Here is a 13,808-nt window from a genome sequence, read left to right as displayed (position 1 = left end):
CGGTATCGAACCGCTCCGGTCCGCCAGACAACAAAGGAGGCCGCGATGATCGGCCATATCGAACTCGTCGGACGCCTGCTGCTCGCCGCACTGCTCGGCAGCGTGATCGGGCTCGAACGCGAACGTCTGAACTGGGCCGCCGGCTTGCGTACGCACATGCTGGTGTGCGTCGGCTCGGCCCTCGTGATGCTCGTCTCCACCTTCGGCTTCGAGGACGTGCGCGGGCAATACGGCGTCGTGCTCGATCCGTCGCGGGTCGCGGCGCAAGTGGTCTCGGGCATCGGCTTTCTGGGCGCCGGCTCGATCCTGCTGCGCGGCGAAGTCGTGCGCGGGCTGACGACGGCCGCGAGCCTGTGGGCGGTGGCCGGCGTCGGCCTGGCCGCGGGCGGCGGCATGTACGTCGCGTCGATCGGCGCGACGGCGATCGTGCTCGCGATCCTGGCGGGCGTGAAGCCGCTCGAGCGCCGCTTCATCGCGCAGCGGCAGCAGCGCACGCTGCGGCTCGTCGTCGAGCGCGGCGGCCTGACGCTCGGCGTCCTGCACGACACGCTCGGCGCGGGCCGCGTGCGCGTGAAGCGGTTCATCGTCCAGCAGTCCGACGACGATCCGGAGACCGACGACATCTCGATATCGTTCTCGCGCACGAGCGGCGCGGAATTTGCGGCGATCTGCGAATCCCTGCAAGGCATCGCCGGCGTGCGGACCTGCAGTCCCGACACCTCGTCAAGGAGTTTCGCGTGACCCAGACCGACCTGCTTTCCTATCTCGTGTCGAGCCAGCTGGCCGCGCGCATGCGCGGCGGCGCCTGGCTCACCACCAGCCAGGTGGTCGGCGCGCTGCGCGCGTGGCTCGCGTGCCATCACGCCGAATGCGGCTGGCTCGACCGGATCCGGATCGCGAACGCGTCCGCGACGATCGCGCAACGCATCTACGACATCGCGGCCGCGTACGGCGAACCCGAGCACGGCGAACGCGTCCGGCTCGACGCCGGTTCGCCGGAACTGCAGGCGCTGCGCGCACGTTGCGACGCGCTGCTGCAACGCATCGACGGCGGCCTGGACGTCGACACCCGATGATCGCGCCGGACCGCAAGCCGCGCGCCGCCGTCGCGACGGCGGGCCCCGACGACGCGGCGGCCGCCCCCTCGCGCACGGACGAACCGGTGCGACACGGCCTGCTCGAATGCGGACGCAACTGCGACACGATCCGCAGCGCGGACCGCTTCGCGATGCTGGTGGACGGCGCCGCGTATTTCGCGACGCTGCGCGCCGCGCTGCGGCGGGCGCGCCATACGGTGTTCATCGTCGGCTGGGACGTCGACAGCCGGATGCGCCTCGCGCCGGCCGACGCCGCCGGCGACGGGCTGCCCGACACGCTCGGCGCGTTCCTGCACGCGCTCGCGGCCGCGCGCCACAACCTGCGCATCTACGTGCTCGCGTGGGACTTCGCGATGATCTACGCGCTGGAGCGCGACTGGCCGCCCGTCTATCGCGCCGCGTGGCGCGCGCATCGCGGCATCCGGTTCCGGCTCGACGACACCCATCCGCGCGGCGCGTCGCATCACCAGAAACTCGTCGTGATCGACGACCGGCTCGCGTTCGTCGGCGGGCTCGACCTGACGCGCGAGCGCTGGGATACGCCTGCGCACGCGGCCGACGATCCGCGCCGCCGTGACGCCCGCGGCATGCCGTACGGCCCGTTTCACGACGTGCAGGCGATGTTCGACGGCGACGCGGCCGCCGCGATCGGCGAGCAGGCGCGCACGCGCTGGCGCAATGCATGCGGGCGTCCGATCGCGATCCGCGCGCAGCGCCATCTCGAGCGCGACGAAGACGTCGATCCGTGGCCGCCCGGCGCGCGCGTCGACGTGAGCCACGTGCGGCTCGGCATCGCGTACACGGCGCCGCGCCACCGCGACCGCGAGCCGGTGCGACAGGTGCGCGCGCTCGTCGAGGACACGATTCGCGCCGCGCGGCGCCACCTGTACATCGAGAACCAGTATTTCACCGCGGCCGTGGTGCGCGAAACGTTGTCCGCGCGACTGGCCGACCCGCACGGGCCGGACGTGACGGTCGTGGCACCCCGCGTGCAGAGCGGCTGGCTGCAGGAAGCGACGATGGGCGTGCTGCGCGCGCGGCTGCACGACACGCTCAAGTCCGCCGACCGCTTCGGCCGCTACCGGCTGCTGTACCCGCACGTCGACGGCCTCGGCGACGCATGCGTGAACGTGCACAGCAAGATCGAGATCGTCGACGACGAATGCATCGTGATCGGCAGCGCGAACCTGAACAACCGGTCGATGGTGCTCGACACCGAATGCTGCATCGCGCTCGTCGCGGCGGGCGAGCCGCGCATCCGCGCCGCGATCGCCGGCCTGCGCGAGCGCCTGCTGGCCGAACATCTCGGCACGCCGCCGGCCACCGTCGCCGCTGCGTTCGCGCAAGCCGACCGGCCGAACGCCGCGCTCGACCGGCTGCGCGCGAAACCGGGCCGCACGCTGCGCGTGCTCGACCCGGTCGTGACGCCGCAGCTCGACGCGTTGGTGCCGGTCAGCGCGCGGCTCGACCCCGAGCAGCCGATCGAGCCGGACCGGTTCGTCCGCGAATTCCTGCCGCGCGAGCAGCATCGCCCGCTGACCGCGCGCTTCCTCGCGCTCGGCGCGGCCGTGCTGCTGATCGCCGCGCTCGCGTTCGCGTGGCGCTTCTCGCCGCTCGGCAAGGCGCTGAACGTCGCGGCGCTCGCGCAGGCGGCGGCCCGCGCCGCGGCACTGCCGGGCGCGCCCGCCCTGCTGCTGGCCGGCTACGTGGTCGCGGCGACGCTGTCGGTGCCGATCACGCTGCTGATCGCCGCGACGGGGCTCGTGTTCGGCGCGTGGCCGGGCTTCGCTTACGCGTCCGTCGGCTCGCTGACGGCCGCCGCCGCGACCTACGGGATCGGCCGCTGGCTCGGGCGCGACGCGGTGCGCCGATTCGCCGGCGCGCGCGCGAACCGGCTCAGCGAACACATCGGCCGGCGCGGCGTGGTCGCGATGGCCGTGCTGCGGCTGTTGCCGATCGCGCCGTTTACGATCGTGAACCTGGTCGCCGGCGCCTCGCACATCGGCCTGCGCGACTTCCTGGTCGGCACCGCGATCGGGATGCTGCCGGGCATCGTGTTGACGGTCACCTTCGCGCACCAGCTGACCGCCGCGTTCCGGCATCCGGGCCCCGGCGCATTCGCGTGGCTCGCGGCGATCGGGGTTGCGCTGGTCGGCGTGTCGGTGCTGCTCGTCAGGGTGCTGCGACGATGGTGCTGAGCCGACAGCCGGCCCCGCCGCCGGACATCGTCACGTCGGACGGCCCGCCCGCCGCCGCGCCGGGCGGGCGCGACCTGCGCATCGCGACGTACAACATCCGCGGCGGCTACGGTGCGTGGCCCGCGCGCGCGGCCGATCGAATCGCGGCGGTGATCCACGAGCTCGACGCGGACGTGATCGCGCTGCAGGAAGTGCCGCTCGGCGGCACGCGCGCGCCCGACGTGCTCGCGCACCTGCGCGACGCGACCGGCATGCACGCGGTGGCCGGCCCGACCATCGACACGCCGGAGCGCCGCTACGGCAACGCGGTGCTGTCACGCTGCCCGATCCGCGCCGCGCGCACGCTCGACCTGTCGTTCCACCCGCGCGAGCCGCGCGGCGCGCTCGATGCGGACATCGACTGCGGCGCCGACACGCTGCGCGTGGTCGCGACCCATCTCGGGCTGTCGGCGAACGAACGCAGCGCGCAGGTGCAGCGGCTGCTCGCCGCTTTCGACACCGGTGCGATGCCGGTGATCCTGATGGGCGACATCAACGAATGGTTCGTGCGCGGCCGCGCGCTGCAGGCGCTGGTCACGCGGTTCCGCCGCGCGCCGGCGCCGCGCACGTTCCCGACGCTGTACCCTGTGTTCTCGCTCGACCGGATCTGGATCCATCCAGGCGAGTTGCTGGTCGACGTGACCGTGCATCGCAGCATGCTGGCCCGGCGCGCGTCGGACCATTACCCGCTCGTCGCGCGCATGCGTGCGCGCTCCGCGCCCGGCACGCCGCCCGCGCGCGACGCGCACCGCGCCGACGAAACCTGACGGAGCAAGCCCATGCGAACCGACGAACTCGACGGAACGGCCCTCGACTACTGGTGCGCGCGCGCACTGTGCGCGGACGACGAAAACACGCTGTACTTCACGGCCATCGAGCCGCAGGTCATCGTGACCGCCGCGTGCGATGCGTTGCGGCGCCTCGACGCGCATTTCGCGCCGTCGGCGTCGTGGGCCGACGCGGGGGCGGTGCTCGATCGCGTCGGCGATCTGCGGATCGCGCGGCGCGGCGACGGCGTCGAATGCGATGCGTGCTTCATCGACGGCCCGTCGACCTGCGCGGCACGCGCGCCCGACGCGCGCACCGCGTTGCTGCGGGCGTTCGTGCGCGCGCGCTTCGGCGACGACGTCGATACCCCTCCGCCGTTTCCGCACCGGATCGAGCGCGGCGCGCCGGTGCGCTACGACCCCGGTGCGCCGCTGCCCGAAGCGGACGACGATCCGGCCACCGGCGACAGTTCGGACATTCGCTCGATTCCGCGCATGTGACGACGCCGGACGCCGAGGCATGGGCCATGCGCGCGATGCAGTGACCCTCCCGCGTTCATGTAAAAAGGACAGGGTGCCGCCCCCGGCATCGCGCCCGCACGTTGCCGCGCCGGGGGCCGCGTCGCAGGCACGCGCGTTGCGGCGCACGACCGTTACCGTTCGCCGCCGCCCGGACCCGCCATCCCATGAACGCCACCCCGCCCTTCGCTCCCCACCTCTACTTCTGCGACGCGCGCCTCGTCGGCCCGCTCGACGCGTGGCCCGACACGTTCGCGCACATCGCCGGCATGGGCTTCGATCACGTGCTGATCGGCGGCTTCTGGGCCGCCAGCGTCGCGGGTTTTCCGCGGCACGTCGCCGACTTCCACCGGCCGGCCGCGACGTTCGCGACGCGCGCCGGCGCGCTCGAAACCTTCTCGCGGCTCGCCCAGCTCGCGCACGGCCACGGGCTGCGCGTGCTGCTCGAAGTCGTGCCCGACCGCATCGCGCGCGACAATCCGCTGCGCGCCGAGCATCCGGACTGGTACGCCGAGCGTGCGCACGACGACGCGCTGATCGATCCGCGCTGCGGCGCGCATGAACTCGACGTCGCCCATGCGCGGGTCGGCGACGACGCGACGCACGACGCGCTCGCCGCATGGTGGTGCGCGCATCTCGCCGCGTTCGCGGACGCCGGCGCGGCCGGCTTCCTGATCGACGCGCCGCATCACCTGCCGGCCGCGTGGTGGCCCGGCTGGCGCGCGGCGCTGCGGCGCGCGCGCCCGGACGTCGCGGTGCTGGCCGGCGTGCCCGGCCATGCGCGCGACGCGCTCGCGCAACTCGAGGGGGCCGGCTTCGACGCGGTGTTCTCGTCGGTACGCTGGTGGGACCTGCGCTCGCCGTGGTTTGCGGACGAGCACCGGCTGCTGCGCCGCATCGGCTCGCCGATCGCGTTTCCCGACGCCTTCGACGGCCCGCGTCTCGCCGACGACTGGCACGACGCGCCGGACGAGACGCTCGCCCGCGCGTACCACCGCGCGCTGTGGACCGCGGCCGCGCTCGGCACCGGCTGGCTCGTGCCGATGGGCTTCGAGCGCGGCGTCGCGCTGCCGCTGATGGTGCGCGATGCGGACGCCGCGCGCTATCGCGCCGCGTTCGACGGCGCGCGCTTCGACCTGTCCGGCGCGATTGCCGACGCGAATGCGTGGCGCCGCGCGACGCCGCTTGCGGCCGGGCGCGGCGAAATCGCGCAACTGAGCGCGCCCGGCGCGGCCGCGACCGCGCTGCTGCGCGGCATGGGCCCATCGCTCGAGCACGACGACACGGCACTGCTGATCGCGCTGAATCCCGCTCTCGATGCCGACGCGCCGGTCGATCCCGCGACGATCCTGCCCGGTGTGCCGGGCGGCTTCACGCAGGTCGCGACGCCGGCGGGCACGCACACGCATGCACCGGTCGCGCTGGCCACGTTCACGCTCGAACCCGGCGGCTACGCGCTGCTCGACGCGCGGCGCGCGCCGCCCGCGACCACGCGCGCCGGCGCCGCGGACGAGCGCGCCGCGCTGTCCGCCGCGCTCACGGCCGACCGGATCGCGATCGAACGCGTCGAGCCGGCGGTCGACGGCGGCCGCTTCGCGATCAAGCGCGTGATCGGCGAAACGCTGGTTGTGCACGCATCGATCTTCACCGACGGCCATGCGCATCTCGCGGCCGCGCTGCAGTGGCGCGCGGACGACGAAGACGACTGGCGCGAAGTGCCGTTCGTCGCGGAACCGAACGACCGCTGGCACGCGCGCATCGCGCTCGACCGGCTCGGCCGCCACGCGTTCCGCGTGATCGCGTGGCGCGACGACTGGGCCTCGCTCGTCACCGACATCGCGAAGAAGCGCGCGGCCGGCCAGGACGTGACGCTGGAGGTGCGCGAGGCGCAGCTGCTGCTCGCGACAGCGCTGAAGCGCGCCGCGCCGGACGCTGCGCACGCGGTCCGGCAAATGGAACGGCTGGCGGCCGACTTCGACGACGCGTCGCACGAACACCGTCTCGCACTGCTCGGCGAACCCGCGCTCGCCGACGCCTACGCGGCGCTGCGCTACCGGCCGTTCGTCACGCACGACGAGACCGTCTACCCGGTCGAGGTCGAGCGCCGCGCCGCACGCTTTTCCAGCTGGTACGAGCTGTTTCCGCGCTCGGCGAGCAACGACCCGCACCGGCACGGCACGTTCGACGACGTGATCGCGCAACTGCCGCGCATTCGCGACATGGGCTTCGACGTGCTGTATTTCCCGCCGATCCACCCGATCGGCACGACCGCGCGCAAGGGCCGCAACAACACGCTGAAGGCCGGCCCCGACGACGTCGGCAGCCCGTACGCGATCGGCTCGCCGGACGGCGGCCACACGGCCGTGCATCCGCAGCTCGGCACGCTCGCGTCGTTCCGCGCGCTGATCGATGCGGCGCGCGCGCAGGGGCTCGAAATCGCGCTGGATTTCGCGATCCAGTGCTCGCCCGACCATCCGTGGCTCGCCGCCCATCCGGGCTGGTTCGCGTGGCGGCCCGACGGCTCGCTGCGCTATGCGGAAAATCCGCCGAAGCGCTACCAGGACATCGTGAATCCCGACTTCTATGCGCCCGACGCGCTGCCCGACCTGTGGCTCGCGCTGCGTGACGTGGTGTTGTTCTGGGTCGAAGCCGGCGTGCGGATCTTCCGCGTCGACAACCCGCACACGAAGCCGCTGCCGTTCTGGGCGTGGATGATCGCGGACGTGCGCGGCAAGCATCCGGACGTCGTGTTCCTGTCGGAGGCGTTCACGCGGCCCGGGATGATGTACCGGCTCGCGAAGATCGGCTTCTCGCAGTCGTATACGTACTTCACGTGGCGCGAGACGAAGCGCGAATTCATCGACTACCTGACCGAGCTGAGCGCCGGCCCCGCGCGCGAGTTCTTCCGGCCGAACTTCTTCGTGAACACGCCCGACATCAATCCGCGCCACCTGCAGAACGCGCCGCGCTCGCAGTTCGTGATCCGCGCGGCGCTCGCCGCGACGCTCGCCGGCTCGTGGGGCCTGTACTCGGGCTTCGAGATCGGCGAATCGGCACCGCTGCCCGACAGCGAGGAATACGCGGACGCGGAGAAATACGAGCTGCGCGCGCGCGACTGGGCCAAGGCCGCGCACATCGGCGGCGAAGTCGCGCGGCTGAACCGCGCGCGGCGCGAGCATCCGGCGCTGCAGACCCACCTCGGCCTCACGTTCGCCGACGCGGACAACGACCAGGTGCTCGTGTTCGTGAAGGCGACGCCCGCGCACGACAGCGTCGTCGCGGTTGCGATCAGCCTCGACCCGTGGCATCCGCAGGCCACGAACTTCATGCTCGATGCGTCGCTGTGGCGCGGCCTCGGGCTCGTCGACGGCGAACCGCTCGACGCGCTCGAACAGGATGCCGCGCGCGCCGAAACCTGGCGCGGGCATCGCCAGTACGTGTCGCTTGACCCGCACGTGCGGCCCTATGCGATCTGGCGGCTCGCGCCGTCTCCCGGCGCCGCGCGAGCGGCGGCGCCCGACCCGGGCGGTGCCCGGGGCCCTTCCGGAGCACACGCATGATGAAACGCGAAGACTCCCTCGACGACGTGCGGCGCGCGCAGTTCCCGTCGCTCGCCCCGGCCGGCACGCCGCGCCGGCGCCGTGCGCGGCGCCGCGCGCCCGCGCTCTGCGCGGACGATCCGCTGTGGTACAAGGACGCGATCATCTACCAGGTGCACGTGAAGTCGTTCTACGACTCGAACAACGACGGGATCGGCGACTTCCCCGGCCTGATCGCGAAGCTCGACTACATCGCCGAGCTCGGCGTCGACACCATCTGGCTGCTGCCGTTCTACCCGTCGCCACGCCGCGACGACGGCTACGACATCGCCGACTACCGCGACGTGCATCCCGACTACGGCACGCTCGCCGACGTGCGGCGCTTCATCCGCGAAGCGCACGCACGCGGCATCCGCGTGATCGCCGAGCTGGTGATCAACCACACGTCGGACCAGCACCCGTGGTTCCAGCGCGCGCGGCGCGCGAAACCCGGCTCGATGCATCGCGACTACTACGTGTGGTCCGACACCGACACGAAATACGCGGGCACGCGGATCATCTTCCTCGATACCGAAACGTCGAACTGGACCCACGACCCGATCGCCGGCCAGTACTACTGGCACCGCTTCTACTCGCACCAGCCGGACCTGAACTTCGACAACCCGGCCGTGGTGCGCGAGGTGATCCAGGTGATGCGCTTCTGGCTCGATCTCGGCATCGACGGGCTGCGGCTCGACGCGGTGCCGTACCTGGTCGAGCGCGAAGGCACCAACAACGAGAACCTGCCCGAGACGCATGCGATCCTGAAGCGGATCCGCGCGACGATCGACGCCGAATACCCGAACCGGATGCTGCTCGCGGAGGCGAACCAGTGGCCCGAAGACGTGCAGGAATACTTCGGCAACGAGGACGAATGCCACATGGCGTTCCACTTTCCGCTGATGCCGCGCATCTACATGTCGATCGCGAGCGAGGACCGCTTCCCGATCGTCGACATCATGCGGCAGACGCCGGCGCTCGCGCCGAGCAACCAGTGGGCCGTGTTCCTGCGCAATCACGACGAGCTGACGCTCGAGATGGTCACCGATTCGGAGCGCGACCTGCTGTGGCAGACCTATGCGAGCGACCGGCGCGCGCGGATCAATCTCGGCATCCGGCGCCGCCTCGCGCCGCTGATGGAGCGCGACCGGCGCCGCATCGAACTGATCAACTCGCTGCTGCTGTCGATGCCCGGCACGCCGGTGATCTACTACGGCGACGAGCTCGGGATGGGCGACAACATCCACCTGGGCGACCGCGACGGCGTGCGCACGCCGATGCAATGGTCGTCGGATCGCAACGGCGGCTTCTCGCGCGCGGACCCGGAACTGCTGGTGCTGCCGCCCGTGATGGGCTCGCTGTACGGCTACGACGCGATCAACGTGGAAGCGCAGACGCGCGACCCGCATTCGCTGCTGAACTGGACGCGGCGCATCCTGTCGACGCGCCGCGCGACGCAGTCGTTCGGGCGCGGCACGATCCGCTTCCTGCGCCCGGAGAACCGCAAGGTGCTCGCCTACCTGCGCGAACTCGAAGGCCACGAGACGGTGCTGTGCGTCGCGAACCTGTCGCGCGCGTCGCAGGCCGTCGAACTCGACCTGTCCGAATTCGCGGGCCGCGTGCCGATCGAAATGACGTCGGATTCACCGTTTCCGCCGGTCGGCCAGCTCCCGTATCTCCTCACCTTCCCGCCGTACGGGTTCCTGTGGTTCGTGCTGTCCGAGCATGGCCGCGAGCCGTCGTGGCGGCAGCCGCACGCGCAGCCGCTGCCCGAGTACGTGACGATCGTGATGCGGCGCGGCGACGCGCGGCCGGACGTCGGCCAGCTGCACGCGCTCGCGCACGATGCGCTCGCGTCGTGGCTCGCGCGGCGGCGCTGGTTCGCGTCGAAGGACCGCAAGATCGGCGACGCGTGGCTGAACGTCGTCACGCCGATGCCGGACGAGCCGTTCCAGTACGCGGAAGCATGGGTGTCCGCGAGCGACGGCGGGGTCGAACGCTACGTCGTGCCGCTGGCCGCCGCGTGGGGCGGCGAGACGTCGCAGCCGCTGTTCGCGCAGCTCGCGCTCGCGCGCGTGCGGCGCGGCCATACCGTCGGTTACCTGACCGACGCGTTCGCGCTGCCGTCGTTCGCGCGCGGGATGCTGCGCAAGCTGCGCGACGGCGCGACGGTGCCGACTTCCGACGGCGGCCGCCTCGACTTCCTGCCCGAGCAGGCGCTCGCCGCGCTCGATCCCGGCGACGACGCCGAAGTGCGCTGGCTCGCGGCCGAGCAGAGCAACAGCTCGCTCGTGATCGGCGATGCGATCGTGCTGAAGCTGGTGCGCAAGGTCGCGCACGGGATCCATCCGGAAGCGGAGATGAGCCGCCACCTGACGCGGATCGGCTATGCGAACACCGCGACGCTCGCCGGCGAAGTCGTGCACGTCGATCCGGACGGCACGCCGCATACGGTCGCGATCCTGCAGCGCTACGTCGACAACCAGGGCGACGCATGGACGCGTTCGTTCGACTTCCTGAGACGTGCGGTCGACGAGCTCGCGCTGCCGGCCGTCGACGAAGGCGACGCGACGGAGTCCGGCGAGGAACCGGACGCGCTGCTCGGCTACGCGGCGTTCGCCGGGATCGTCGGCACGCGGCTCGGCCAGCTGCACGTCGCGCTCGCGCAGCCGTCCGACGACCCGGCGTTCGCGCCGGAGCGCGCGACCCCGGCACGCGTCGATCACTGGCGCAGCGATGCGATCGCGTCGTTCGAGCACGCGCTCGACGTGCTGGGCACGCGGCTCGATACGCTGGCCCCCGCCGAGCGGGCCGCGGCCGACACGCTGCTCGCGTCGCGCGACGCGGCCGTGCAGGCGCTCGGCGAACTGGTGCCGCGCACCCTCGACGCGCAATGCACGCGGATCCACGGCGATTTCCATCTCGGCCAGGTGCTCGACGTGCAGGGCGATGCGCTGCTGATCGACTTCGAGGGCGAGCCCGCGCGCCCGCTGGAGCGGCGTCGCGCGAAGTCGCATCCGCTGCGCGACGTGGCCGGCTTCCTGCGCTCGCTGTCGTACGTGAGCGCGGCCGCGCAGTTCGTGATCGAGAAGGCGCCGCCGCAGGCGGCCGGCCGCAAGCGCGCGCTGTTCGACCGCTTCGGCCAGGCCGCCGCCGACCGCTTCGTCGAATGCTATCGCGCGGCCGCCGAGCAGGCGCCCGAACGCTTCGTCGACCCGCGTTATGCCGATCGCCTGCTCGCGCTGTTCCTGATCGACAAGGCGTCGTACGAGCTGTGCTACGAAGCCGCGAACCGCCCCGACTGGCTCGGCGTGCCGGTCGGCGGGCTCGCCGCGCTCGTCGAACGCCTGCTCGACACGCACGGTGAACCCGACGACGGAGGCACCCGATGACCGACACGCTGTTCGACCGCCACGATATCGATGCGCTGCTCGCCGGGCGCCATCCGGACCCGTTCGCGTGCCTCGGCCCGCACCGGGATGCCGGGCGGACCGTCGTGCGCGCGCTGCTGCCCGGCGCGCGGCGCGTGCGCGCGGTGACGCCCGACGGCGACGAACTCGGCACGCTCGCGTGCGTCGACGAAGCCGGCTGCTTCGCCGGGACGATCGCGCGCGACGGCCACTACCGGCTCGCGATCGAGTGGCCCGATACGCGGCAGGTGACCGACGATGCGTATGCGTTCGGCACGCTCCTCGACGACGCGGCGCTCGCGCGGTTCGCGGCCGGCGACCCGGCCGCCGTGCTCGAGTGCCTCGGGGCAACGCCCATGCGCGTCGACGGCATCGACGGCGTGCGCTTCGCGGTATGGGCGCCGAACGCGCAGCGCGTGTCGGTGGTCGGCGACTTCAACACCTGGGACGGCCGCCGTCATCCGATGCGGCTGCGGCGCCCGTGGGGTGTGTGGGAACTGTTCGTGCCGGACATCGGCGCCGGCGAGCACTACAAGTACGAGCTGTGCGCGAGCGACGGCCGCGTGCTGCCGCACAAGGCCGATCCGTGCGCGCGCGCGACCGAAGCGCCGCCGCGCACCGCATCGGTGGTCGCCGACACGGCGGCGCTCGACGCGTTCGCGTGGCACGACGACGGCTGGATCCACGCGCGGCCGCATCCGGAGCGCCGCTTTCGGGTGCCGTGGTCGATCTACGAGGTGCATCCGGAATCGTGGCAGCGCGTGCCCGAGGAAATGGACCGCAGTTCGACCTGGGACGAACTCGCCGAGCGGCTGATCCCGTACGTGCGCGGCATGGGCTTCACGCACGTCGAGTTCATGCCGATTTCCGAGTACCCGTTCGGCGGCTCGTGGGGCTACCAGCCGCTCGCGCAGTTCGCGCCGTCGGCGCGCTTCGGGCCGGTCGACGGCTTCGCGCGCTTCGTCGACCGCGCGCACGCGGCCGGCATCGGCGTGATCGTCGACTGGGTGCCCGCGCATTTCCCGAACGATCCGCACGGCCTCGCGCAGTTCGACGGCAGCGCGCTGTACGAGCACGCCGATCCGCGCGAGGGCATGCACCCCGACTGGAACACCTGCGTGTTCAACCTCGGGCGCAACGAGGTCGGCGCGTTCCTCGTCGCGTCGGCGCTCGCGTGGGCGCGCCGCTACCACGTCGACGGGATCCGCGTCGACGCGGTCGCGTCGATGCTGTACCGCGACTACTCGCGCCGGGAAGGCGAATGGGTGCCGAACATCCACGGCGGGCGCGAGAACCTCGAGGCGGTCGCGTTCCTGCGCACGCTGAACGACACGCTGCACGGTACGCTCGCGCCGCCGGGCATCGTCACCTTCGCGGAGGAATCGACCGCGTGGCCGGGCGTCACCGCGGCGACCGGCGACGGCGGGCTCGGCTTCGACTTCAAGTGGAACATGGGCTGGATGCACGACACGCTCGCGTATCTGCGCGAGGATCCGATCCATCGCCGCTATCACCACGACCGGATGACGTTCGGGCTCGTGTATGCGTTCTCCGAGCGCTTCGTGCTGCCGCTGTCGCACGACGAGGTCGTGCACGGCAAGGGTTCGCTCGCCGCGAAGATGCCCGGCGACGCGTGGCAGCGGCTCGCGACGCTGCGCGCATACTTCGGCTTCATGTGGGCGCATCCGGGCAAGAAGCTGCTGTTCATGGGCAGCGAATTCGCGCAATGGGCCGAGTTCGCGCACGATGCGACGCCGCACTGGGACCTGCTCGACGCGCCCGCGCATCGCGGCGTGCAGCGGCTCGTGCGCGACCTGAACCGCGCGTACGCGGCCGAACCGGCGCTGCATGCGCTCGATTGCCATGCGGCCGGCTTCGCGTGGCTGATCGGCGACGATCGCGACAACAGCGTGTTCGCGTTCGCGCGCCGCGACGACACCGGGCGTCTCGTCGTCGCGGTCTGCAACTTCACGCCGGTGCCGCGTGCCGGCTATCGCGTCGGGTTGCCCGCGCCCGGGCAGTGGCGTGAACTGATGAACACCGATGCCGCCGTGTACGGCGGCACGAATGCCGGCAACGACGGCACCGTGTCGACGGAGGCGATCCCCGCGCACGGCGAGTCGTGGTCGGCCACCTTGCGCCTGCCGCCGCTCGCGACGCTGTGGCTGAGCCCGGCCTGACACCCGGCGCCCTCGACACG

At 72.1% G+C, this 13,808-nt stretch carries 8 protein-coding genes; all 8 read left to right on the top strand.

The window, feature by feature from the left end; translation table 11 throughout:
* Positions 1 to 45 precede the first annotated feature (45 nt).
* The 8 genes from U4Z64_RS12515 (at position 46) to glgB (ending at position 13,788) form a co-directional block, all read left to right on the top strand.
* Positions 46 to 741 (top strand): MgtC/SapB family protein, encoded by a 696-nt coding sequence (locus U4Z64_RS12515; protein ID WP_124528698.1) that lies wholly within the window; start codon positions 46 to 48, stop codon positions 739 to 741.
* Entirely contained in the window at positions 738 to 1,076 is a 339-nt protein-coding gene (locus U4Z64_RS12510; RefSeq protein WP_321820124.1) for a hypothetical protein, read from the top strand. Before U4Z64_RS12515 ends, U4Z64_RS12510 begins: the two co-directional genes overlap by 4 nt.
* Complete coding sequence (locus U4Z64_RS12505) at positions 1,073 to 3,295, top strand: VTT domain-containing protein (protein ID WP_321820123.1); 2,223 nt, start codon at positions 1,073 to 1,075, stop codon at positions 3,293 to 3,295. The genes U4Z64_RS12510 and U4Z64_RS12505 overlap by 4 nt, the downstream gene beginning before the upstream one ends.
* Positions 3,286 to 4,101: an endonuclease/exonuclease/phosphatase family protein gene (locus U4Z64_RS12500; RefSeq protein WP_321820122.1), complete on the top strand. Its 816-nt coding sequence runs from the start codon at positions 3,286 to 3,288 to the stop codon at positions 4,099 to 4,101. Before U4Z64_RS12505 ends, U4Z64_RS12500 begins: the two co-directional genes overlap by 10 nt.
* Positions 4,102 to 4,113: 12 nt before the next feature.
* Positions 4,114 to 4,602 (top strand): phage protein NinX family protein, encoded by a 489-nt coding sequence (locus U4Z64_RS12495; RefSeq protein ID WP_321820121.1) that lies wholly within the window; start codon positions 4,114 to 4,116, stop codon positions 4,600 to 4,602.
* Positions 4,603 to 4,787: 185 nt separating this feature from the next.
* A complete protein-coding gene (locus U4Z64_RS12490) occupies positions 4,788 to 8,180 on the top strand; it encodes a maltotransferase domain-containing protein (protein ID WP_321820120.1) in 3,393 nt (1,130 codons plus the stop codon).
* Positions 8,180 to 11,590 carry a maltose alpha-D-glucosyltransferase gene (gene treS, locus U4Z64_RS12485; protein ID WP_257772378.1) on the top strand — a complete coding sequence of 1,137 codons (3,411 nt, stop codon included), beginning with the start codon at positions 8,180 to 8,182 and terminating at the stop codon, positions 11,588 to 11,590. The genes U4Z64_RS12490 and treS overlap by 1 nt, the downstream gene beginning before the upstream one ends.
* Positions 11,587 to 13,788, top strand: a complete 2,202-nt coding sequence (gene glgB / locus U4Z64_RS12480) for a 1,4-alpha-glucan branching protein GlgB (protein WP_321820119.1) — start codon at positions 11,587 to 11,589, stop codon at positions 13,786 to 13,788. The genes treS and glgB overlap by 4 nt, the downstream gene beginning before the upstream one ends.
* Positions 13,789 to 13,808: the final 20 nt, after the last annotated feature.

Source organism: Burkholderia sp. BCC1996, assembly GCF_905339955.1.
In the GTDB taxonomy this organism is placed as follows: Bacteria; Pseudomonadota; Gammaproteobacteria; order Burkholderiales; family Burkholderiaceae; genus Burkholderia.
This window is presented reverse-complemented; position numbering and strand designations above follow the sequence as displayed.